Source organism: Mesorhizobium album (assembly GCF_033977205.1).
Taxonomy (GTDB): Bacteria; Pseudomonadota; Alphaproteobacteria; order Rhizobiales; family Rhizobiaceae; genus Mesorhizobium; species Mesorhizobium album.
Genome location: NZ_JAVIIW010000036.1, coordinates 25,095 through 48,084 on the forward strand (window position 1 = coordinate 25,095; position 22,990 = coordinate 48,084).

At 64.3% G+C, this 22,990-nt stretch carries 17 protein-coding genes; 6 read left to right on the forward strand and 11 right to left on the reverse strand.

The annotated features are described in order from the left end of the window. Positions 1–5: 5 nt before the first annotated feature. Positions 6–1,466 (reverse strand): phospholipase D-like domain-containing protein, encoded by a 1,461-nt coding sequence (locus tag RFN28_RS25180; RefSeq protein ID WP_320289883.1) that lies wholly within the window; start codon positions 1,464–1,466, stop codon positions 6–8. A 414-nt stretch (positions 1,467–1,880) separates the two neighbouring features. On the opposite strand from RFN28_RS25180, the gene RFN28_RS25185 reads away from it, so the two are divergent. Together RFN28_RS25185 and RFN28_RS25190 are read left to right on the forward strand one after the other, a co-directional pair. After that, positions 1,881–5,249, forward strand: a complete 3,369-nt coding sequence (locus RFN28_RS25185) for an adenylate/guanylate cyclase domain-containing protein (RefSeq protein WP_430678824.1) — start codon at positions 1,881–1,883, stop codon at positions 5,247–5,249. Between the two features lie 152 nt (positions 5,250–5,401). After that, positions 5,402–5,584 (forward strand): hypothetical protein, encoded by a 183-nt coding sequence (locus RFN28_RS25190; RefSeq protein WP_320289884.1) that lies wholly within the window; start codon positions 5,402–5,404, stop codon positions 5,582–5,584. A gap of 522 nt (positions 5,585–6,106) precedes the next feature. On the opposite strand, the gene RFN28_RS25195 is transcribed toward RFN28_RS25190, so the two are convergent. The 4 genes from RFN28_RS25195 to RFN28_RS25210 form a co-directional block, all read right to left on the reverse strand. After that, a complete protein-coding gene (locus tag RFN28_RS25195; protein ID WP_320289885.1) occupies positions 6,107–8,578 on the reverse strand; it encodes an adenylate/guanylate cyclase domain-containing protein in 2,472 nt (823 codons plus the stop codon). An 81-nt stretch (positions 8,579–8,659) separates the two neighbouring features. After that, positions 8,660–9,754 carry a branched-chain amino acid ABC transporter substrate-binding protein gene (locus RFN28_RS25200; protein WP_320289886.1) on the reverse strand — a complete coding sequence of 365 codons (1,095 nt, stop codon included), beginning with the start codon at positions 9,752–9,754 and terminating at the stop codon, positions 8,660–8,662. Between the two features lie 312 nt (positions 9,755–10,066). Beyond that, positions 10,067–10,339, reverse strand: a complete 273-nt coding sequence (locus RFN28_RS25205) for a hypothetical protein (RefSeq protein ID WP_320289887.1) — start codon at positions 10,337–10,339, stop codon at positions 10,067–10,069. An 89-nt stretch (positions 10,340–10,428) separates the two neighbouring features. Then, positions 10,429–11,178 carry a DUF899 domain-containing protein gene (locus tag RFN28_RS25210; protein ID WP_320289888.1) on the reverse strand — a complete coding sequence of 250 codons (750 nt, stop codon included), beginning with the start codon at positions 11,176–11,178 and terminating at the stop codon, positions 10,429–10,431. 124 nt (positions 11,179–11,302) lie between these two features. On the opposite strand from RFN28_RS25210, the gene RFN28_RS25215 reads away from it, so the two are divergent. Both RFN28_RS25215 and RFN28_RS25220 read left to right on the forward strand, forming a co-directional pair. Continuing rightward, positions 11,303–12,523 (forward strand): helix-turn-helix domain-containing protein, encoded by a 1,221-nt coding sequence (locus RFN28_RS25215; protein ID WP_320289889.1) that lies wholly within the window; start codon positions 11,303–11,305, stop codon positions 12,521–12,523. 49 nt (positions 12,524–12,572) lie between these two features. After that, positions 12,573–13,226, forward strand: a complete 654-nt coding sequence (locus RFN28_RS25220; RefSeq protein WP_320289890.1) for a Vgb family protein — start codon at positions 12,573–12,575, stop codon at positions 13,224–13,226. Between the two features lie 38 nt (positions 13,227–13,264). On the opposite strand, the gene RFN28_RS25225 is transcribed toward RFN28_RS25220, so the two are convergent. From RFN28_RS25225 to RFN28_RS25235, 3 genes are all read right to left on the reverse strand, one after another. Beyond that, positions 13,265–14,353, reverse strand: a complete 1,089-nt coding sequence (locus tag RFN28_RS25225; RefSeq protein WP_320289891.1) for an acyltransferase family protein — start codon at positions 14,351–14,353, stop codon at positions 13,265–13,267. 112 nt (positions 14,354–14,465) lie between these two features. Continuing rightward, the gene (locus RFN28_RS25230) at positions 14,466–15,698 is read right to left on the reverse strand and encodes an MFS transporter (RefSeq protein WP_320289892.1); all 1,233 of its coding nucleotides are present in this window, start codon (positions 15,696–15,698) and stop codon (positions 14,466–14,468) included. Next, positions 15,695–16,426 (reverse strand): MBL fold metallo-hydrolase, encoded by a 732-nt coding sequence (locus RFN28_RS25235; protein WP_320289893.1) that lies wholly within the window; start codon positions 16,424–16,426, stop codon positions 15,695–15,697. The genes RFN28_RS25230 and RFN28_RS25235 overlap by 4 nt, the downstream gene beginning before the upstream one ends. Positions 16,427–16,528: 102 nt before the next feature. Here RFN28_RS25235 and RFN28_RS25240 point away from each other — a divergent pair, with 102 nt between their 5' ends. Next, positions 16,529–17,194, forward strand: coding sequence for an ArsR/SmtB family transcription factor (locus RFN28_RS25240; protein WP_320289894.1), 666 nt, complete (start codon positions 16,529–16,531; stop codon positions 17,192–17,194). Here RFN28_RS25240 and RFN28_RS25245 read toward each other — a convergent pair whose 3' ends face one another. Together RFN28_RS25245 and efp are read right to left on the reverse strand one after the other, a co-directional pair. Next, positions 17,195–19,189, reverse strand: coding sequence for a BTAD domain-containing putative transcriptional regulator (locus tag RFN28_RS25245; protein ID WP_320289895.1), 1,995 nt, complete (start codon positions 19,187–19,189; stop codon positions 17,195–17,197). A 1,219-nt stretch (positions 19,190–20,408) separates the two neighbouring features. After that, positions 20,409–20,978, reverse strand: coding sequence for an elongation factor P (gene efp, locus RFN28_RS25255; RefSeq protein WP_320289897.1), 570 nt, complete (start codon positions 20,976–20,978; stop codon positions 20,409–20,411). A 129-nt stretch (positions 20,979–21,107) separates the two neighbouring features. Between efp and epmA the strand changes: the two genes are divergently transcribed. After that, on the forward strand, positions 21,108–22,154 hold the full coding sequence (gene epmA / locus RFN28_RS25260; RefSeq protein ID WP_320289898.1) for an EF-P lysine aminoacylase EpmA: 1,047 nt from the start codon (positions 21,108–21,110) through the stop codon (positions 22,152–22,154). Positions 22,155–22,160: 6 nt separating this feature from the next. Here the strand turns inward: epmA and RFN28_RS25265 are convergent, their stop codons facing one another. Beyond that, positions 22,161–22,988, reverse strand: coding sequence for an ABC transporter permease (locus RFN28_RS25265; RefSeq protein WP_320289899.1), 828 nt, complete (start codon positions 22,986–22,988; stop codon positions 22,161–22,163). Positions 22,989–22,990 lie beyond the last annotated feature (2 nt).

Sequence of the window (22,990 nt, forward strand, 5' to 3'; positions counted from 1 at the left end):
CTCGTCTATAGATAGGGCGATCCCAGCCACAGCAATCGGTCGAAAACGCGAACGACGAAGGGCCGGGCCTTCAGTGTCTGCAGCGTCACCGGCTGCGCGGAAGCGATTGCGGCGCCGATGCGGGCCTCGATCTCGGCGGCGAAATTGGCATCAAGGATCTCCATGTCGATCTCGAAATTCAGCCTCAGCGACCGGGCATCGAGATTGGAAGAGCCGACATAGGCCCATACGCCGTCGATCGCCATCAATTTCGAATGGTCGAACGGACCTTCGTGGCGCCAGACGCGGCAATAGTGTTTCAGCACCTGGTCGAACTGCGCCATCATGGCATGGTCGACGAGGAAGAGGTTGTTCACCGCTGGCACGACGATGTCGATCTCGACGCCGCGCCGGCCCGCCGTGGTCAGCGAGCTGATGAACTCCCGATCCGGCAGGAAGTAGGGCGACATGATGCGGATCGATTTGCGCGCGACCGAGAACGCTCCCATCAGCAGCTTGTGGTTGGTTTCATTCGAGGCATCTGGCCCTGTCGCCACCGCGCGCACCAGCATCGGCTGACCGGGCGGCGGCAGGAGTTTTTCGATCTGCCAGACATCGCTTTTCAAAACCTCTTTGGCGGCGAAACGCCAGTCCTCGGCCGCCACCGCGAACAGGTCGGCCACCACCGGCCCGGCGACCTCGAAATGCGTGTCCCTGGAACTGTCGGAGCCGGCGAATTCGGTAGAGAATCCCTTGCGGATGTTCATCCCTCCCGTGAACGCCAGCGCGCCGTCGACAACCAGGATCTTCCTGTGGGTTCTGAGATTGGCATAGGGAAGTCGCAAGCCCATGACGATGGCGCCATTGAAGAGGTGGACGGCGACGCCGGCGTCCTTGAGCTGCTTCAAAATGCTGGGCACCGAATAGCGCACGCCGACGGCGTCGATCAGCACGCGCACCGCGACGCCGCGTTTGACCGCGCCGGAGAGCGATTGGACGAACATCTGCCCGACGGCGTCATTGTCAAAAATATAGGTTTCGAGAAGCACGCTGTTTTGCGCGCCGTCGATGGCCTGGCACATGGCCATATAGGCCTCGTCGCCGGTTTCGAGCACGGCGATCGTGTTGCCAGAGGTCAGCGGACGCCGCGCCACCCTGTCGCCCAGCGTCTTCAGTCCGATGAAGTGCTGACCGTAATGGGCGTCGATCAAGGCTTCCATGGCCACGTCGCGGTCGTGCCCTGCCTCGGCTGCCTCGCCGGTGACGGGCCGCAGAGCGCTGATCGTCGCGCGGCGGATGCGGTTGATGCCGGCGATGGCATAGATGATGGCGCCGAGGAAGGGCGACAAGAGCATCACGCCCACCCAGCCGGTGGCGGCGCGCACGTCCTCCTTCGTCATGATGGCATGGACGATACCGACGGCCGCCATCGCCAGGGACAGCAGAAGAATAAGCTCCGACCAGTGACTCGCAATCGCCTGCAACATCGGCCCGACTATTGTGCGGGGACGAGCGGAAGGCAATGCGGTGGGTCAAGGCGATCCAGGAAACTGGCTGCAGTGGGTTCCGTCCGGAGCCGATAAAGCAGGTGCCGAATGTTCGTTCTGGGCAGCGGGGAGCTGACCTTGTCGAATTGCAGCTTCCGATAGTCGCGGACTTCCCTGCGGGGCTCGCTGGACGCCCACTTCGCGCCCAATATCGGCCGTTGAAATCACGCCTGCCACCGCGCTATAGCGGACATTACCGGCGACAACGCTGGACGCCTCGCCGAAGCGGACACTTTGCGTAATGGCCAGTGTCGATTCCTAACCAACGCGGTCGCAATACCTGCCAGAGTTGGTACCTTGGTGGCGATCCGGAAGTAACAGTATACTGGATCAGTTATCGAGGCGGGACCAACCGTGCAGTGCCCGCAATGCCAAGCCGCCACGCAGGACGGCAAGATCTTCTGTGACGTGTGCGGCACGCCGCTGCCGCAGCGGTGTCCGGCATGCGGGGCCGAGAGCCAAGCGGGCAAGAAGTTCTGCGGCGATTGCGGGTCCCCCCTGACCGGCCCGGGCTCACATGAGGTAAGCAGAGCAGCGCCAGTCGAATATCCTTCTCTTCCATCCGCGCCCGACACTATCTCTTCCGGAGCGGAGCGCCGCCAGATCGCCGTCATGTTCTGCGACCTGGTGGGCTCGACAACGCTCTCGGCGCGTCTCGATCCTGAGGATCTTCGCGGGGTGATTGGCGCTTATCACGCACGCGTGGCGGACGTTGTAGGAAAGCACGAGGGCTTCGTGGCACATTACATGGGCGATGGTGTGCTCGCCTACTTCGGCTACCCTGAGGCGCACGAGGATGACGCCGAGCGAGCCGTAAGCACCGGCCTTGATCTTGTTGACGCAGTCGGGCAGCTCCCAGCCCCGGAACCGCTGCAGGTGCGCGTCGGAATCGCCACAGGCGTGGTCGTCGTCGGCGACCTCGTTGGCTCAGGGGGCGCTCACGAGCGCGATATCGTTGGCGAGACGCCGAACCTGGCCGCGCGCCTCCAGACACTCGCTGAACCCGACAGCGTTATGATCTGTCCAACAACACGCCGTCTCCTTGGGAACCTCTTCGAGTACAAGGACTTCGGTAAGATTGCTATCCGGGGCTTTGTCGGGCACGTAGGGGTAGCGCAGGTCTTGCGACCAAGCGCTATCGAGAGCCGTTTCGAAGCTTTCCACGCGTCAGTGTTGACGCCTCTCGTCGGGCGTGAAGAGGAAATTGCGCTGCTCCTGGAGCGATGGGCGCAAGCGAAGGACGGCGAGGGCCAGGTAGTAGTGCTCTCGGGCGAGCCGGGGATCGGCAAGTCGCGCACAATCACCGCTCTGCTGGAACAGCTCCGCGGTGAACGGCACACACGGCTGCGGCATTTCTGCTCACCACACCACCAAGACAGCCCACTCTATCCGATTATCCGTCAACTCGAACGAGCAGCGGGATTCGAGCGCGACGACACCCCGGTAGCAAAGCTCGACAAGCTGGCGACCCTGTTTAAGCCTACGGCAGCGACTGAGACGGACCTCGCGCTCTTGGCCGAATTGCTGTCCGTGTCCTCACCGGAAGCGAATGCGGCGCAGCTCGAGCTCGCGCCGCAAAAGAAGAAGGAGCGGATCTTTGCCGCTCTCAGGCATCAGCTTGAGGTCCTGGCAGGAAATGCGCCCGTGCTCATGGTCTTCGAAGATGCTCACTGGGCTGACCCGACCTCGCGCGAGCTCCTCGACGACATCGTCATCCATGCAGCGCGTTTGCCCCTGCTGGCGGTGATAACTTGCCGGCCTGAGTTCCAGCCGCCGTGGGTGAGTTGTCCGCACGTCACGCTCCGGCCTCTGAACCGGCTCGGTCCGAGCAAGGCGGCTGCCCTCGTTCGGCGCATTGTACAGAGCACGAGATCGTCGCTCGCTAACCAGCTGGTCGATGAGATTGTTGATCGTACAGACGGCATTCCTCTGTTCCTGGAGGAGCTGACGAAGGCCGTGCTGGAAGCCGGCGCAGTTGACACCTCAACAAATAAGGGGCGTCCAATATCGGCCCTGTCCGGGATCCCTGCGACCTTGCACGCATCTCTGATGGCGCGCCTTGACCGGCTGGGTACGGCGGCAAAGGAGGCTGCGCAGGTCGGCGCGGCACTCGGTCGGGACTTCTCATATGAGTTCATCCGCGCCGTCGCAAAGATGAGCGACGAAGCACTGGACGAACAGCTCAGCCGGCTCGTTGCCGCTGAACTGGTGTTCGAACGTGGCACGCGGCCGGACACGATCTACACCTTCAAACATGCCTTGATTCAGGAAGCGGCTTATACCACGCTCCTGCGGGCTGATCGGCAGCGGTTGCATGCCCGCATCGCCGAGACCGTGGAGCTGCGCTTTCCCGAGCGATGTAAGCGCGAGCCGGAGTTGTTGGCCCATCACTTCGCCGAGGCCCGCCAGATTGAACGTGCCCTCGACTACATGTTGCAGGCTGGTGCGCGGGCGGTCGAGCGTTCAGCCAATGTCGAGGCAATCCGGCACTTGACGCGCGGGTTGGAGACGCTTGAGACACTCCCGGAAGGCGTCGAGCGAGATAGGCGGGAACTGGCGTTTCAAGTCGCGATCGGCACGCCTTTGATCGCGGTCCACGGTTATTCCGCTCCGCAAACAGGCGCTGCGTACAGCCGCGCCCGGATTCTTTGCGAACGGCTGGGCGAGCCGGAGCCGCTCGTCGCCACGCTCAGTGGGGAATTCGCCTTTCACTTCGTACGTGGCGACCATCCTATGATGCAGCGGCTCGTGCAGGAGGCGCGGCAGATCTCTGAGCGCTCGCCGAACCCGTTGGTTCGGCTCGCCAGTCATCGTCTCGCTGGGATCACGGCTACACATGGTGGGGCCTTTGCTGACGCTCGCTTAGAGTTCGAAGCAATCCTCGCGCTGTACGACCCCAGCCAGCATCGAGGACAGCCGGTCCACTATGTGCACGACCCTATGGTCTCGGCTCTCACCTATCTTGCACTGGTGCTCTGGATCCTGGGCTTTCCTGACCAAGCACGCCGCGTCAGCATCGCGGCGTTCGCCTGCGCTGCGGAGTTGAACCAGGCGAACCTCACAGCCCATGTCCACAATTATGCGGGCGCAGGACTCGATGAACTGCTCCGTAATGTCGCCGGTGTCCGTGGGCACGCCGAGGCCATAATAGAGCTGGCCGAGCGCCACAGCCTGCATTATTGGCGGTTAAACGCCCTGATCCTTCAGGGCTGGACGCGGGTGCAAGAGGGTGCCGGAGAAGCCGGGATTGCTCTTATGCGGCAGAGCGTCGCCGACCGCGCAGCTTTTGGGGTGAACTGGTATCAGGCCCGCTATCTTAGCATGCTGGCGGCAGCCCATGCACAGCTAGGACAGGCTGAAGAAGGATTGCACGTCATTGCCCGAGCGCATGACCTGATCGTGCAAAACAGCGAACACATGTGGGCCGCAGAACTTCAACGGCTTGAGGGGGAGTTGCGGCGGTTACAAGGTGGCTCGCCGGCTGAAACGGAGGCATGTTTCGAGCGAGCTCTTTCAATTGCACGCAGCCAGAGCGCCAAGTCCTTCGAACTCCGAGCGGCAAGCAGCTTGGCCCGCTTGTGGCTGGAGCAGGGCCGGTGCCATGAAGGCCGGCATCTGCTGGCGCCAATCTACCACTGGTTCAGCGAAGGTTTCGAAACGCCAGATCTCATGGAGGCGAAACTGCTTTTGGAGGATTTGGAGAAGGCCGGCTGCCCGTGTTGAAGCGGTCCTTATGCTGCCCATAAGACTGTCACAAACAACCGCCCGCTTGACCCTACAGGGGCCGGACCTCAGGCCGGCTAACGACGATGCGCGACCTGGAAACGCTTCTCAGTCCTCGTTCATCCGATGATGCAAGAGAAGGACACTGAGAGATGGCTACCAAAGAAAAGAAAAAGAAGAAGGCGAGCCGCGTGGTGAAAGGACAAGAACTGGAGGTTGAGCACCTTACGGAAATTGCTGACGTCTCGCCGAAACAGGCGCGCGCTTTGTTGCGCAAGCATGGTGCCGATTGGACCAAGCTCAAAGACGAAGCCGAAGATTTGAAGGAAGACTGAAATGCTCGGCGCGGTTCTGTGCTTCCCGCTCATTGCGGAGTGGCAATGCCCAGCTTGGCTGGCTGACGCCCTTGCTGGCGAAGGACGCTTTCGCCCGTATGAGACCGCATAACCGACCGCCTTGCCGCGCGACATTGGTTCCGGGTCCTGCGGTGCTTGCAGGGCGATATCCTTCCATCGTAACCGCAGACACCAGCCAGGGCGAGGGCTGCACGTAATTATGTCATTCTCCGAACGACCCAGAGCGACCGGCCCGCATGAGCGATTCCGGACACGAGTCGAAGGCGAGGATCATCTTTGACCCGGTCAGCCTCAACCACATCAAGAAGCAGGATCCGCTGATCGGTCTCGTTTGCGTTCGGCGTAATCCAGCAGCGACGATCCTCGCAGCATAGCCCGGCTTCCGGATGCTCCTGGAGGTACTCAATTGCATATTCGGCGTCCACTTTTCTCGGTCCCGCGTCCACGGACATTTGCTCTTCTCCTCCTTCGTCTGCGATCGGCCAGGAAGTGAACCAAGCCCTACTGCCCGGGCTTGTGGGAAAGCCGATCCAGCGCATTTCGAAGCGCAGTGGCGGCACCGCCACGCTCGTCGGCGGACATCAGCTCCGGTTCAAGTTCCAGCCTGAAGTGCGGCAGCTCGGTTCGAACGGCGCGACAAGCGCCCGCTAGATTGGCCTTCAGATCGATAACGCGGTAGGTGGCGACGGGATAGGCGATCCCCTTGACCTGGACGTGCCCCATCTCCTCACAATCGATCGTGTCCTTCACTTGCGCAAACGTCTCGTAGGAAATGAGGATGGCCCCCGGTGCCGCCTCCTGTTCCAGGCGCGAGGCGAGATTCACGGCGCCGCCGATTATCGTGTAGTCCATGCGGTCCTCGCTGCCGAAGTTACCGACGGTGCAGTAGTCGGTATGGATGCCGATGCGGCAGCGCAGCGGTGTTTCGATCCCCATGTCCCGCCAGACTTCGGTAAGCTCGCTGATCCGCTTTTGCATGGCAAGCGCCATCTGTACGCAAGCCAGCGCGTCCTCCTTGACGCCGCGCGTCTCGGGGTCGCCGAAAAACATCAGGATCGCGTCGCCGACATACTTGTCGATCGTGGCACCATGATCCGACGCGATTTTCGACATTTCTGTCAGGTAGTGATTGAGGAGCTGGGTGAGATCCTCGGACTCCATCTTGTCGGTGGTCTCGGTAAAGCCGGCGATGTCGGAGAAGCATATGGTCAGCTTCTTGCGCTGACTGGCGATTCTAACGTCTTGGCGGCCGGTGAATATCGAGCTGTACACTTGCGGCGCCAGATATTTGGCCAGCTTGCTGGAAAGCGCCTCTAGGGCAGCGGACTTCTCGGCAAGGTTCTCCTCCCTTTGCTTCAGCTCGGTGATGTCCGAATAGACGGCGACCGTGCCGCCTGCGCTGATCCGCCGCTCGCTTATCATGATCCATCGTCCGTCGCCCCGCCGCTGCACCCATGGTTCGCCAGGGTTGCGGTGCCGCCACAGGCGCTCGGCAACCCACTCATCGACCCGCCCCTCGGCATCCCTGATGTAGCCGCGCTCGGCGGATCGGCGGATGATCTCCTCGAACGCCGTGCCAGGGCTTAGCTCGGCCTCCAGACCGGCGTATAGCAGTTCGCGGTAGCGGCTGTTGCTAAGGACAAGCCGGTCCTCTCTGTCATAGAGAGCGAAACCTTCGGAAATGCTTTCGATGGCATCGACTAGCCGCTGACGCGCTTCTGCAACGTCGCGCAGGTTCTTTTCCTCGACCTCGACAGCGGTATCCCGGAAGAGGCTCAGCGCCTCGGCCATGCGCCCGATTTCGTCGCTGCCCGCGGCCGGCAGCGGCGCACGAAGATCGCCGCCCGCGATCGCGAGCATGCCCTGGCTCACCGCTCCCAGACGGGCGAGAAGGCTGCGGTCCACATAGAGCCAGACGACCAGAACCGAGCTCAACAGGCTGAGAAAGGCGGAGCCGAGGACAACTCCGGTGCCGTAGCGCTGGACGAGCGCGGCTTCGCGACCGGAGGCAGCGATCTCGCGGTCCGCTGCTGCGACAAGACGGTCGACGGCAGCGGTGAGACTGCGCGACAGCCGATTGTTTTCGGCCAGAAGCTTTTCGCCCTGCGCGAGGACGGCAAGCTCCTCCTCCCGGGCCTTCGGGATGCTGTTCTCGCCATCGGTTAGTGCCTTGAACTCGTCCACTCGCTGCCGGAAACGGGTCTGCAGCTTTTCGTCGATCTCCGAGGAAGCCGTTTCCAGAGCGGCAAGCGAGCGGCGCAGCGGAAACAGGATCAATGCCAGGTCGCCCCGCGTCGGCGCGGTCGCGGCCTTCACCAGCGCGTCGTTGACCGCCGAAATATCCAGCAGCGCCTTCTGCTGGGGGATGTAAGCCGCAATCGCCCGGACCATGTCGGCCATTGCCGCTGCGCGTCGATCGGGCGACAGCGACGTATCGGCCGCGACCGCCCGCCATTGCGGGAGCCTGGAATCCATCACCAGGATGCCGGTGGCCAGAAGGCGCTGGCTTCCGGTCGTCGTCGCGGCGAGGCGGTTCAGGAGCTCCTCCTTGTGGGCGACCACATCGAGGCGGGCGACAACGAGAGAGTCGAGCTCCTTCAGGTTGCGCCTCAGAACAACCGCGGCTTCCTCAATCTCAGCCAAAGGCACTGTGCCCAGTGTGGCACCCCTGAGGTCCGTGCGCAGGGCCTCGAGGCGGGACATCTCCAGCGCGACGGCAGCCGAGACCTCGCTGTGCTGAGCCCTGCTTGTCGCCGCCAGCACCGACGGCGCGGCAGCAGCGACCCGTTCGGCCTGGCGCGACAGCTGGAGGGAGGCCAGCGCCGACGGCACCCGATCCGTGGTAATTCGGTCGACGACGTCGCCGACTTGGAGGAAGGCATAAAGCGCCGCAGCGGTTGCCAGCACCGCAAGGGCGCTGATCCCGAAAAAGGCGAGCAACAGCCGGCCACGTATGCCAAGGCGTTCAAGCATCGCGGTGAGTCGGAACAATCCAGCCACACTGGTCTGCATCGGACTAGACGTCTCAGGCGGCACGCCGGCGTTCGGCGAAGCCTATTCAACCGGCACGTACTCTCCACCCCGCCAGACGTACCAAACCCAGCTCTGCCTCGTGAGGTCACCCTTGTCGTCGAAATCGACCCGGCCAATGACGGTGTCGAATTGCTGTTCGTGCAGCGTCGCGATGACCGCCTTCGGCTCCAGCGAACCTGCCTTCGCGACCGCCTGGGCCCAGACCTGGACCGCGCAGTAGCTCAACAGCGTGTAGCCCGCGGGCTCGAAGTTCTCCGCGCGGAACCGCTCCACGATCGCGGCCGCGCCGGCATTTCGCCGCGGGTCCGCCGGGAAGGTGAACAGGGTTCCCTCCGCCGCTGAGCCTGCGATCAGGGCGAATTCCTCGGTAGCCAAGGCATCTCCGGATATGAGCTGAACCGTGTAGCCACGGTCGTGTGCGGCGCGAGCAATCAGCGCAACGTCGGTATGGTACCCACCCACATACAAGGCTGAGACGCCGGCGGTCTGCAAGGCAGCGACCTCGGCCGAATAGTCGTCCTTTCCGGGCGTGTACGCGTCGTAAACAGCTTCAGTCACGCCCCGTTTGTTCAGCTGCTTCCTGGTCTCATCGGCGAGACCCTTCCCATAGGTCGAGTTGTCGTGAAGGATTGCAATCTTCTTGTCGCCCCAGCGATCGGCAAGGTAGTTGCCGGCGATAAACCCTTGCGCGTCGTCGCGGCCAATGGTGCGGAAGACATTGCTACGGCCCTGTTCGGTCAGCTGCGGATTGGTCGAGCCTGGGGATATTTCGACGACGCCCGCCTCCGCGTAAACCTTTGATGCGGGGATCGAGGCCCCGGAGCAATAATGCCCGACGACGAGCACCACCCCGTCAGCCACCAGCTTCTGGGCGGCCGCGACCGCTTGCTTGGCATCGCAGAAATCGTCGACCGAGATGAGCCTCACCTTCTGACCGAGCACGCCGCCCGCCGCGTTGACGTCGGCCACCGCCATCTCCGCGCCGCGCTGTCCCTGCTCGCCGATCCAGGCAAGCCGTCCCGTCATCGCGGACGAAACCCCGATCAGCACCTCGGCCCTCGCGGAACTGAACACGGCCGCGAGAACTACGATCGCTATGGCGATTATACGGTGCATGCGTGCACGCCTTGTGGACAGTAGCTTACGCCAATCCCGTCAGAGCCGACAGCCCCTTCCGCAAGCGCGAGTGTCTCGGATGTTATTGCAGTGCAATTGGCAACGCGTCATAACTTCGTTCGCTGAAGTCGGAATCGCGCGCCAAATCCAGATATTCCACTAGCCGGAGTGAACATCGTGATCGGGTCAGGTCATGACGATGCTAACGCCGAGCACAATGTTCGCTCTTGAAGATTCGCAACCTGAAGCTGCCAGTCCGCTGTCGGCCGCGCCTCGGTCATTCGAGAACTGGCACCCGCCGCGGTGCAAACCTCACGCCCGCCTGCCGAGCAGCCGCAGCCACGGCGCGAGATGGAATGCCGCCATCAGGAGATACATCGGCACCATGCCGCTGAGCATGGAAGCTCCGGGCCCGGACATGCACATCATGCCTTCACCACCATAAGCAGCGGTGAGCAGCGCCATGGTCGCGAAGGTGGGCGCCGCGGCGAGGCTGAGCCGGTCGGCGAGGCCGAAGCCGCTCAGGCCGGACGGGCGAGGGACGTTCGCCGCTTCGATCGCAAGGTCTGGGTCTTCGGTGCTCATCTCATCCACCTTCCAATTGGCCGGACTTTCAAGGCTTGGGAAAAATCGGCTCTGGCGGCGCGGGCGACGCCGCCAGAGTCGCTTCAGGCTCAGGCGTTCTTGTTGCGGAACGCCGCCTCGCCGGCATCCGACACCTCGACCCATCTCTGGTCGGGGGCGGCGCCTTCCTCGTAGTTGTCGTGCCAGTTCCACCACTTGTAGGTCTGCGTCTGCGGATAGCCCTTGGGAGAATCCTCCCACACCTCCTGGCGGCCGAGCGGGGTGACGTCTAGATAGCTCCACACCGTGCCGAACGCCTCGTCGCCGCGGTTGTTGACGAAATAGGTGCGGAAAATGCGGTCGCCGTCGTGGATGAAGACGTTGTGGCCGTGCCATTCGTCGACGCCGAAATCCTTATCCCAGCTGTCGGTGATGGTGTACCAGGGCATCTTCCAGTCCATCCGCTGTTTCAGCCGCTGAATGTCGGCCTGTGGCGCGCGCGAGGCATAGGCAAGCGTGGTGTCGCGGGCGTTGAGATGGGCGAGGTTGCCGACCATGTCGGCGCCGAGCGAGCAGCCGCGGCAGGCATGTTCCGGCCAGCCATAGACGCCCGGCTCGAAGAAGGCGCGGTAGATGATGAGCTGCCGGCGGCCTTCGAAGAGGTCGAGCAGGCTCGCCTTGCCGTTCGGACCTTCGAAGACATAGTCCTTCTCGACAAGCATCCACGGCATGCGGCGGCGTTCGGCGGCCAGCGCGTCACGGGCGCGGGTGAGGGCCTTTTCCTTGACGAGCATCTCTTCGTGCGCGCCTTCCCATGCTTCTTGCGAAACGACCGGTGGTGTCTTCATGTGCTGGGTCATTGCTCTTGTCCCGTTCTTTGGGTTGGTTGAGGGTGACGCGGACAGACATAGGGCCGGACGGCGCGATGGTGAGAGTTACAAGTGTGACGCGATTTGATCCGGCCATCCCTGAGGCGGACCTTGAATGGACTCGCTGATCACCGCCGCCGGCCGCGCGCTCGCCGCGGGTGACCCGCTCGGCGCGCTGAAGCGTGTCGCTCTGCGCGACGACGCGCCGGCGCTGGCGCTGCGCGGCATCGCGATGGCGCAGCTCGGCGACCTCGAGCGGGCCAAGGAGTTGCTCAAAAGCGCGGCCCGCGCCTTCAGCCCCAGGGAGGCCGTGGCGCGCGCTCGCTGCGTCGTCGCCGAGGCAGAAATCGCGCTGGTCTCGCGCGATCTTGGCTGGCCGGAGAAGGCGCTGCGGACCGCACGCGCGACGCTGCAGTCGCACGGTGACCGCGTGAACGCCGCCTATGCCGGCAGCCTCGAAGCGCGACGCCTTATCCTGATCGGCCGTCTCGACGAGGCCGAGCGTCTGCTTGCCGGCTTCGATCCGGCGCCGCTGCCGCCGGTTGCGCGCGTCGCGCATGAGCTCGCCGCCGCCGGCATCGCGGTGCGGCGCCTGAGGACGAAGGCGGCGCGCTCGGCATTCGGCCGGGCTTCGCTTGCCGCCTACGAGGCGAACATCCCTGCGCTGAAGGCGGAAGTGGAAAATGCTTCGATTGTGCTGAACGCGCCCGTGGCGCGGCTCATCGCCAAGGGCGGGGAGAAGCCGCTTCTGCTCGAAGAGGTCGAAGCGCTGCTCGCCTCGGGCGCTCTCGTCATCGATGCCTGCCGCAATGTCGTGCGTGTGGCCGATACGGTCGTCTCGCTGGCGACGCGGCCGGTGCTGTTTGCGCTGGCGCGCGCGCTCGCCGAAGCCTGGCCGGCGGATGCCTCGCGCGAGACGCTGTTGAGACGCGCCTTCCGGGCAAGGCACGCCGACGAATCGCATCGCGCGCGGCTCAGGGTCGAGATGGGCCGGCTGCGCGCCGAGCTTGGCGCGCTCGCCGAAATCAACGCGACGGCCGCCGGCTTCGCGCTGACGCCGCTGAGCGCCGCCGAGGTCATGGTTCTGGCGCCGCCTGTCGAGGAAGAGCATGGCGCGGTGCTGGCTTTCCTGGCCGACGGCGAGTCATGGTCGAGCTCGGCCTTGGCGATCGCGCTTGGCGCCAGCGCGCGCACCGTGCAGCGCGCGCTGGAAGAGCTGTCGGCTCAAAGCAAGGTGCTGGCTGTCGGCCACGGCCGGGCGCGCCGCTGGATGATGCCGCCGGTGACCGGATTCCCGACTGTCTTGTTACTCCCGGGTCCGCTGCCGAGCGATTAAGCATGTCCCTGAAACTGAGCCCGCATTGTTCAGATCGATGGAGATCAAGATGAAACGAGCAACCGCTGAAATCCTGCGTGAATACGGGCCCTTTCCGGGCGTCAAGACCGTTGCCGGCGTGACCTTCGACGGCGAGAAAATCTGGTTCGCCTCCGGCGACAAGCTCAATGCGCTCGACCCTGGGACGGGCGCCACAACGCGCTCGATCGATGTCGCCGCGCATGCCGGCACCGCCTTCGACGGCAAGCATCTCTACCAGATCGCCGAGAATCGCATCCAGAAGATCGATCCGGCGACGGGCAAGGTGCTCGCCAGCATCCCAGCCCCCGGCAATGGTGGCGACTCCGGTCTCGCCTGGGCCGAGGGCTCGCTCTGGGTCGGGCAGCATCGGGCCCGCAAGATCCATCAGATCGATCCCGAAACGGGCAAGGTGCTCCGCACCATCGAATCCAAGCGCATCGTCACCGGCGTCACATGGGTCGACGGCGAGCTCTGGCACGGCACCTGGGAAGGTGACGAAAGCGATCTGCGCCGCGTCGATCCGCGCTCGGGCGAGGTGCTGCAAACGCTGGACATGCCGGCCGGAACCGGCGTGTCGGGGCTGGAATCGGATGGCAAGGGCTGCTTCTTCTGCGGCGGCGGCAACAGCGGCAAAGTCAGGGCCGTGCGCCGTCCCGGATACAAGGGTTCCGCCGGCAAATAGCCACGGGTCACTAGCACGCTGAAGCGAAACAGGCGGCCTTAGGCCGCCTCGCGCGCCGGCCGAGCAATGCCCTTGTTGGAGACCTGCCCGGCATTCGGTCTGTCGATATGCGCCCAGGCCGGACGCTCGAACAGGAACATGCCGAGGCCGGTGCGCTTGACGATTGCGTAGAGAATGACCGGGCTGATGACCGAGACGAGCAGCACCGCGAGGCTCAGCATGCCGGTTTCCGTCAGAAGGCCGCTTGAGAGCGCAGCACCCCGGAACAGCGACATTGGGATGGTGAAGGCGACATAGACGACCAGCGAATGCTCGCCGAGCCACCGCAGCCACTCCATGGACGCGAATTTCGACAGGAATCCACCGACCACGCAAAGCGCCAGCGCCCCGGCGACGGCGAGCACGAGATGCAGCGGCGGCCATGCCGCCAGGCCCATCTGCGTGCCGACCGGCTGAACTGAATAACCCGGCGAATAGACGAGCAGGCCGTTGACGAGCGCCCAGACGAGCAGCCCCGCCACGGCCATAGCCGGGCGATCTTGTGTCCACGCGACCAGCCGGAAGACCAGCGGCGCGATCACGAAGCCGAGATAGAAGAACACGAAATAGGCAGCGAATTGCTCGAGCGCATAGCTGTCCGGATGCGGCGCCCACATCTGCAGCGCGGCAGCGATCGGGATGACGGCCCAATGCGGCACGCGAAGCTCGCGCAAGATGCGCGCGACGAGGCCGAACACCGCCAGCATGTAGATGAACCACAGCACGCCATAGGGCTGGACGACCGCCATGGCGAGGTCGTGCAGCATGCCGTCGAGGTCGCGGCTGTAGATGCCGATCTTCAGCCCGATCGAGATGATCGCCCACAGGACGTAGAAATAGAGATAGTGGACGGCGCGCCGGTCGATGTAGCGCCGCCATGGCCGGTCGATCACCTGCGCCAGGAACAGTCCTGAGATGAGGAAGAATTCCGGCATGCGGAAGGGCGTCGCAAAGCCGATGACATAATGGAGGAAGCCGACGCCGCCGGTATATTCGCCGGTGTTGTAGGCCGAATACATCATCACCACCAGGATGATCGAAATACCCTTTGCCGTATCCACCCACGGCATGCGTGTCGAATTGTTCATGAACGACCCCGAGAAGGCACCCGGCGCCATAGTATCGGACGGGCGCGTCCCTGGCAGCACGAAGCTTCGGATATCGTAAACGCGACACTGCCGGCCGTTGCTTCGCGCCGGGTCAGCGCGCAGCCTCCCGCATCGCTACCGCCACAATCGCGCCCGAGAGAAATGTCAGCGCCGCGATTGCCGCGATCGCCGCGACGAAGCCGAAGAAATCGGCAATCAGGCCCGCCGACAGCGCTCCGATCGCATAACCGAGGTCGCGCCAGAAGCGGTAGACGCTGAGCGAACGTGCCCGCCACGAGGGATGCGATGCGTCCGACACCGCGGCGATCAGGCTCGGATAGACCATCGCCGTGCCGAGGCCGAGCAGCAGGCTGGCCAGTAGCCACCAGCCGAAGTCGCGCGTCATGGCGGTCAGCAGAAGTCCTGCGGCCTGCACCCACATGCCGGCGACGATCAGGCCCTTGCGGCCCCACCGATCGCTCAATGGCCCGGTCGCGACCTGGAGCACGCCCCAGACGCCGGGATAGACGGCCTTGAGGATACCGATCCGTTCGACGCCGAGCCCGTTGGCGACGAAGAAGAGCGGAAAAAGCCCCCAGCTCATGCCGTCGTTCAGATTGTTGACCAGGCCCGCCTGTGAGGCCGCGAACAAATTGCGGTCGCGAAGCGACGTGAGCATGAAGATCTCGCGGAAGCCGAGCGGCGAGGCCTGCTTGGCGTGATTGGACAGCTCCAGCCGCACATGCTCGCGCGTGTCGCGCACCAGAAGGATCGAGAGCGCGGCACCCAGGATCGCGTAGCCGACGCCGAGATAGATCGGTACCGGGCGCAGTCCGTAGCGGCTCGCCAGATAGCCGGTGAGGAAAGCAGTGACGCCAACCGCGAGATAGCCGGCGAACTCGTTGAGGCCGACCGCGAGCCCGCGCGACTTCGGCCCAACGAGGTCGACCTTCATGATCACGGTCATCGACCAGGCGAGGCCCTGGTTGATGCCGAGCAGCGCGTTGGCGGCGACGATCCAGCCCCAACTCGGCGCCAGGATGATGATGAAGGGCACCGGCAGGCCGAACAGCCAGCCGAGGATCAGCACGCGCTTGCGGCCCCATGTGTCGGCAAGCTGGCCGGAGACGAGGTTGGCGCAGGCCTTGACCACGCCGAAGCTGACGATGAAGGAGGTGACGAGCGTGGTCGAGGCGATGCCGAACTCCTCCGCGCCGATCAGCGGCACGACGGTCCGCTCGATGCCAACCATGCCGCCGACGAAGGCGTTGATCAGCACCAGCAGCGCGAACTGCTTCCAGTTGGCCTTGAGGCCGAGCGCGACGCCGGACGCGGCTGCGCTCAAGATTTCGCTCCGGCGTTCGCGGCACGGGTGCGGGCGGCATCCGGCGGCGGGGGAGGGATGTCGGCGGTCATGGCGGCGACGAACTGGTCCTCGTCCTCGATGCGGAAGGCTTTGTTGAAGCGCCGTTCGAAGCCGATGGTCGATGTCGGCTTGCCGCTCAGCGACCGCCCGCAGACCGAGCCGGAATAGGCGCCCGGCAGCACCTCGATGTGGTCGGGCAGTTCCTTCAGCCGGCGCACGCTTGCGTAGAGCGCGCGCGCACCGTCCTCGGCGCTGGACGCAAGCTCGGTGCGGCCGAGATCGCCGACCATCAGCGTGTGCCCGGTGAGCACGAACCAGGGCTCGCTCGACCGCGTCCGGTCGGTGACGAGGAGGCTCAGATGCTCCGGCGTGTGGCCGGGCGTGTGGATGACGGTCGCCGTGACATTGCCGAGCTCAAGCATCTCGCCGTCCTTCACGCGGCGGAACGGGAAGCCGGTCTCGGCGCCCTCGAACAGCACGTATTCGGCTCCGGTCGCCTCAGCGAGCTTGCGTCCGGCCGAGATGTGGTCGGCATGGATATGCGTGTCGATGACATAAAGGACGCGCATGCCTGTCGCGCGCGCCGCCTCGACATAGGGCGCGATGTCGCCGACCGGATCGACGACCGCGGCGGAAGCCTTGCCGCCACAGCCGAACAAATAGGAGGCTGCGACCGGGTCGGTATGCAGGAACTGCCTGAGAATCATCGCTTTTCCTCCGAACAGGCGGCTGCGCGAACGCGGCTTGACAGCCGCTCACATTCGTCATTCAATTACTCTGTTGAATGACGATGCGTCGCGAAAAGTCTGATGTCAATCCGCAATCCGAAACAGGTGCTATACGAGCAGTTCGCGATTGTCGCCAAGGCGCTCGGCCACCCGCTGCGCCTGGAGATGATCGAGCATCTCTCGCAAGGTCCGCGCAGCGTAGAGGCTCTTGCCGCGAAGCTCCGCCAGCCGGTCGCCAATGTCTCCCAGCATCTGCAGGCGCTTCGCCGCGCCGGCATTGTCTCGGGCGAACGCGACGGCAAGTTCGTCCGCTATGCGCTTGCCGACGACAGCGTGCTTTCAGCATTTGCCTCCGTGCGCGGCGTTGCCGAGCGGCACCTTGCCGAGGTCGAGCGCATCGTTCGCGGCTATTTCGACGCGCGGGACCATATGCGGCCCGTCAGCCGGGACGAACTCCAGGCGCTGATATGCGACGGGCTGGTGACGCTGATCGATGTCCGCCCGCCGGACGAGTTCGCGCTTGGTCATGTGCCGGGCGCGATCAATGTCCCGCTCGGTGAAATCAAATCCTGGTCCGAAAGCGCCGATACCAACCGGGAAATCGTCGCCTACTGCCGTGGTCCCTGGTGCGTGATGTCCTTCGAGGCGGTAGCAGCGCTGCGCTCGCTTGGGCATTCCGCGCGTCGTCTCGAGGATGGCATGCCGGAATGGAAAGCCGCCGGCCTGCCGGTGGAAATGGCCGCCTGATCAGCGTTCGGGCAATCCCGCCAGCTTCAAGGCTTCGACCACCCGGTCTGCCCATTCCGACATGTGCGTAAAGAAAGGCAGCGATCGGTATCGCTCGATCGTGAAGTTCGGCTGGGCGGTGAGCAGCTTTTGCGCGGCCCATCGGGCGGTCTCCAGGTCGCCGCTCATCGCCGACCAGGCGGTGAGGTACCGATAGGACATGATGATGTCGGGATAGGTGGCGATCACCTCGCGGGCGATCGCGACTGCCTGGGGGAGAGAACCCGTCTTGGCCATGGCGGTGGCCATTCCCAGTCTCATGGCGAAAGCGAAGGGATCCATCGGGCTCAGCGTCATCGCCCGCTGGAACCGTTCCGGCGCCTGGGCGGCTTCGTCCTTGTAGATCGCGATCCACCCGTGGCGTGCCCATGCCCAAGCATTGTTCGGATCGAGCTTGAGCGCCTGTTCGATGAAGGTGGCGGCGCGCTCCTGGTCGCCGCACATGCTCAATGCCGAGCCGGCGGCGGCCAGGGCGGTAGGATCGTCGCCAATCGAGCCGGCGGCGTCGACCGCTGCGCGCGCCTTTTCCAGCTCGCTTTGCGGCTTCTCGGCCCACAGATACGAGGCATTCGAGGCGTGGCACCAGGCCAGGAGCGCATGGGCGCGGCCATAGGCCGGATCGACCGCGATCGCCTTCTTGAGCAATTCTATCGCCTGTTCGTTGGTATCCTTGCGGCGGCCCCAAATGTTCGGATAGGCGCGCATGACGAAATCATAGGCCCGCAGGCTGGTTGGCGGCTTGCGCCTGGCCAGCTCGATCTCGGCACCGCGGATGGCCGGATGGATGGCGCCCGCCACCTGCGCAGCGATCCTGTCCTGGAACTCGAAAACGTCCTCGGTAGCACCCTCGTAGCGCTCGGACCAGAGCTGTGCCCGCGTCTCGGCATCGACCAGCTGCACGGAAATGCGCAGCCGGTCGCCGCCCCGCCGAACGGTGCCTTCGACCACGTAGTTGACGCCGAGTTCCCTGCCCACCTCGCGCACGTCGACGAAGCGTCCCTTGTAGGTGAAGGCTGACTGGCGCGCGATGACGAAGAAGTCCCGGATCCGCGAAAGCGCAGCTGTGATCTCCTCAACAACGCCGTCGGCAAAATACTCGTCCTCCGCCCCGCCAAGGTTGTCGAAGGCCATCACCGCCACCGAGGGCTGGTCATGCGGCCTCGCTGGTATTGAGACAGGCTGAAGCGGCTGAGCGGTGTCGTGCGCCGATTGTGCCTGATGGTGCCGGTCCCGCGAATGCAGCGACGCCGCCAGTGCGTTCGTCTGTGCCTCGGGTTCCACGCCCAGATGCTTCTTCAGCAGCGCGCGGCAGGTCTCGAACTGACGCAAGGCCGCGTTTTCGTGGCCCCTCACGGCGTAGATCCGCATCAACGCCCGATGCGCCGGCTCGGCGGCCGGATCCGAGGCAAGCAGCCTTTCGGCGAGCCGTTCGCAAGCCGCTTCGTCCGCGGATCCGGCTTCGGGCTTCGCTAGGCTCAGCCGCTCCACCAGCTGCTGCGCCTTCTGCCGGTATCTCTCCTGATACGGGCCGAACCATTCATCCAGACCGTCGGGAATGACTTCGCCCGCAAGCACATCGCCACGGTAGAGGTCCGCGGCGAAGGCGAGGTTCGCCGTCCCGCCGTCAGCGAGCTTGCGCTCGAAGAGCCAGACATCGGCCTCATCCGGGCCGGCCGTCAGCGCAACCGTTTCCTGGTCCCCGTCGATGGAAATGGCTGCATTGCCGGCGGCGGGAAACCAACGCCTGATCTCGGCCAGCGCCTGGCGCAGGCTGTTGCGCGACTGCGTATCGCCTCGTCCGGGCCAAAACCCTTCGCAAAGCCGTTCGCGAGAGTGGCCGCGGCGACCTGCCAGCACCAGGGCGGCAAAAAGAAGCGCCGATTTGCGCGTTGCGAAGCGGACGGGCTGGCCGTCTGCGGAAGTCACTTCGAGACCGCCAAGCAACCGGATGCGCACGCCGCCTCTCCGAATTTCGAACGCGTCGAGAGAATAGCATCTTCGCCGGTCGATTTAACGCGGATTTAACGGGGGCCCGCCGGTCTTTCCTCGACGGTTCACGCCTGGCTGAACAGCAGCAAATCGCCCCCGTGACAAGCTTCGGCCGTAATCTGGAACGGGAGAGCAAGATGGCTCACACGGAAGCTCACGCGAAGACCCGCGCATCGATATATCGGCTGCTTGGGGTAGCATCGAACAGCATTGCAACAGCGGTCGCTGCCTTCACGGCGTGGGGGCGGGCCGTTGCGGGACGCAGGGCGTTAGCGGACCTGACGCCCGATCAGCTGAAGGATATCGGCTGTCTGGAGCCCCTTGCGCCGAAGTTCGTCGTCAGGGTCGGGGTCGGCCTCATGACGGACCTGATGTCCATGAGATGAGGTTCGCCACCTATCTCGCGTCGCTCGAAAACCTGCGCGTCGCTGCCACCGCCAATCATGGAGGGTAATCATGCATGTGAGGGCTGACTCGCCGATTGCACCCACGACACTTTCGCGGGGGGAAGCGCTGAGCCTCCTTTCGGCCGGCATTGCAGGGCCCTGCTGTGGCGAGGCCAATGAGATGCTGGCCTGGCTCTACCTGCTGCCGCCCAGCGAGCCAGCATCCAACGAGACGGGCACCGAACCGTCAGTCGATCGCCCCCGGCTGTGGTCTCGCCTGCGCAGTCTCTTGCGGACTTGACTTGCCGACATTTGCCCTCCCGCGGTGGGGCCCCCTGACAAGCTCTGGCCGCAACCTGGAACGGAGAGCAAAAATGACTCACACGGAAACCCACGCGAAGACCCGCGCATCGAAACACCGGCTGCTTGGGGCAGCGTCGAAAAGCGCGGCGACAGCGCTCGCTGCCTTCACGGCCTGGCGGAAATCCGTTGCAGGACGAAGGGCGCTAGCGGACCTGACGCCCGATCAGTTGAGGGATATCGGCTGTTCGGAGGCCCCAAGACCTACATTCTTCGTCAGAGTCGGCCTGATCACGGACCTGATGTCAATGAGATAAGGCCGGTGTGGGTTCAGCTGAACGTGGCGCTGAGAGCGTGCACAAGGAGACCTCACGACCTACGCAAGCCTACGGGATGTTCGCGAGCAGCCCGCCAAACCCACCGCCTGGCGAACAGCTCGCGGCCGAACGGCCCGCCTGGTCGCAGGCGAGCTGTGGTAAAACCCGGCGGCGTTGTGAGCCTCAGTCCTTGGCGCGCTCGACGTAGGAGCCGTCGGCGGTCATCACCACGACGCGCGTGCCGGTCGTGATGTGTGGCGGCACGGCGGTGCGGACGCCGTTGGAAAGCACGGCCGGCTTGTAGGACGACGATGCCGTCTGGCCCTTGGTGACCGGTTCGGTCTCGATCACCTCGAACGTGGCGCGCTGCGGCAGCACCAGCGAGATCGGCGCGCCGTTGAACTGCGCCAGCTGCACCGCCATGCCTTCCTGCAGGTAGGGGGCCATGTCGCCGACCACGCTCTCCGATGCCACGACCTGGTCGTAGCTTTCCGGGTTCATGAAATGGAAGCCTTCGCCGTCGGAATAGAGGAAGGTGTGCTCGCGCTCCTCGACATAGGCGCGCTCGACCATCTCGGTCGTGCGGTAACGCTCCGAAACCTTCACCCCGTCGCCGATGCGGCGCATGTCGAGCTGCGTCACCGGCGTGCCCTTGCCAGGGTGGATGTTTTCGGCAAAGAGGATGACATAGAGCTTGCCGTCCTTATCGACGACGTTGCCTTTGCGTAAGGAACTGGCGATGACCTTGACCACGGTATTCAATCCTAATCGAGTTTTTCGGCCTGCAAGCGTTGATTGCCGCAAATCGGCAGCGGCGGCCTTCGCGTGCGCCCTAGCGCATCTTGCGCCGAACCGCCAGCCTTCCGCGCGATTTTCCTGCCCATGACCGACGCTTCGCCCTGGTGGACGCCGCATATTCATGCCGATCGCCGGCCAAGGCTGATGGCGCGCAACGCCATTGCCGCGGCGCTTCGCGGTTGGTTCGCGGAGCGTGATTTCGTCGAGGTGACGACATCGGCGCTGCAGGTCTCGCCCGGCAACGAGGCGCATCTTTCGGCCTTCGCCACCGAGGCGATCGGGCCCGACGCGTCGCGCCAGCCGCTCTATCTCCACACCTCGCCGGAATTCGCCTGCAAGAAGCTGCTTGCCGCTGGCGAGAAGCGCATCTTCAGCCTCGGCGCGGTCTACCGGAATCGTGAGCGTGGACTGCTGCACCATCCGGAATTCACCATGCTCGAATGGTACCGCGTCGCCGAGACCTATGAGAGCCTGATGGATGACTGCGCCGATTTCCTGGCGCTCGCGGCGGAGAAGGCCGGTGCCAAAAGTTTTGGCTTTCGTGGCCGCGAGGCCGATCCGTTCGCCGAGCCGGAGCGGCTGAGCGTGGCGGAGGCCTTCATGCGCCATGCCGGCATCGATCTCCTGGCAAGCGTCGCCGCCGATGGCAGCGCCGAGCGCGAAACGCTCCACGAGGCGGTGGTTGGTGCGGGAGTGCGCACCGCACCCGACGACAATTGGGCCGACCTGTTCAGCCGGGTAATGGTGGAAAAAATCGAGCCGGCGCTGGGGCAGGGGCGGGCGACGATCCTCTACGGCTATCCGGTCTCGGAGGCGGCCTTGGCGCGGCCAAGCGCAGTCGACCCGCGCGTTGCCGAGCGCTTCGAGCTCTATTGCTGCGGCGTCGAGCTCGCCAATGCCTTCGGCGAACTGACCGACCCGGCCGAGCAGCGCCGCCGCTTCATCGCCGAGATGGACGAGAAGCAGCGCATCTACGGCGAACGCTATCCGCTGGATGAGGATTTCCTCGCCGCACTTGCGATCATGCCCCAGGCGAGCGGCTCGGCCCTCGGCTTCGACCGGCTGGTGATGCTGGCCACCGGCGCGCAGAAGATCGAGGACGTGATCTGGGCGCCGGTGGCCGGCGCGTAGATTCGATTACCCTGCCGCGCCGGGGCGCTTCTGGCCGCGCCGCGCCAGAAGGTTGGCGACGACCAGGAGCACAATCGACAGCGCCATCATCAGAGTCGCGGCGGCGGTGATTGCGGGACTGAGCTTCTCGCGCAGGCCGATGAACATTTCGAGCGGCATGGTGCGCTGGCTGGCGCTGGCGAGGAACTGTACCACCACCACTTCGTCGAAGGAGGTGACGAATGCAAAGGCCGCGCCCGAGAGCACGCCGGGCAGGATCAGCGGCAGCATCACCCGGAAGAAAGCAGTCACTGGCCTCGCCCCCGAGATCGCGGCGGCGCGCATCAAATTGCGGTCGAAGCCGGTGAGGCTCGCGCCCACCGTCACCACGACGAAGGGGCTGGCCAAAGCCGTATGCGCCAGGATGATGCCGGCATAGGTGCTGGCCAGCCCGACGCGCGCGTAGAACAGATACGAGCCAACGGCGGTGATCACCACCGGCACGATCAGCGGCGAGAGCAAGAGCGGCATGATGATGCGGCGCCCGGGAAATTTCTCGTCGGAAAGCGCGATCGCCGTCAGCGTGCCGAGCGTCGTTGCGATCACCGTCGTGCCGAAGGCGACGATCAGGCTGTTGCCGATTGCCGACTGCCAGCGCTGCGTGCCGAGCACCACCGCGTACCAGCGCGTCGAGATTCCCTCCAGCGGGAAGATGAAGAAGGCGCCGCTGTTGAAGGAGAGCGGCACAGGAATGAGGATCGGCACCAGCAGGAACAGGATAACCAGCCCGCACCAGAGCCAAAGCAGGGTGATGCGGATGCGTTCGCCGGTTGTCGGGTAGGGGGACAGGAGCATGG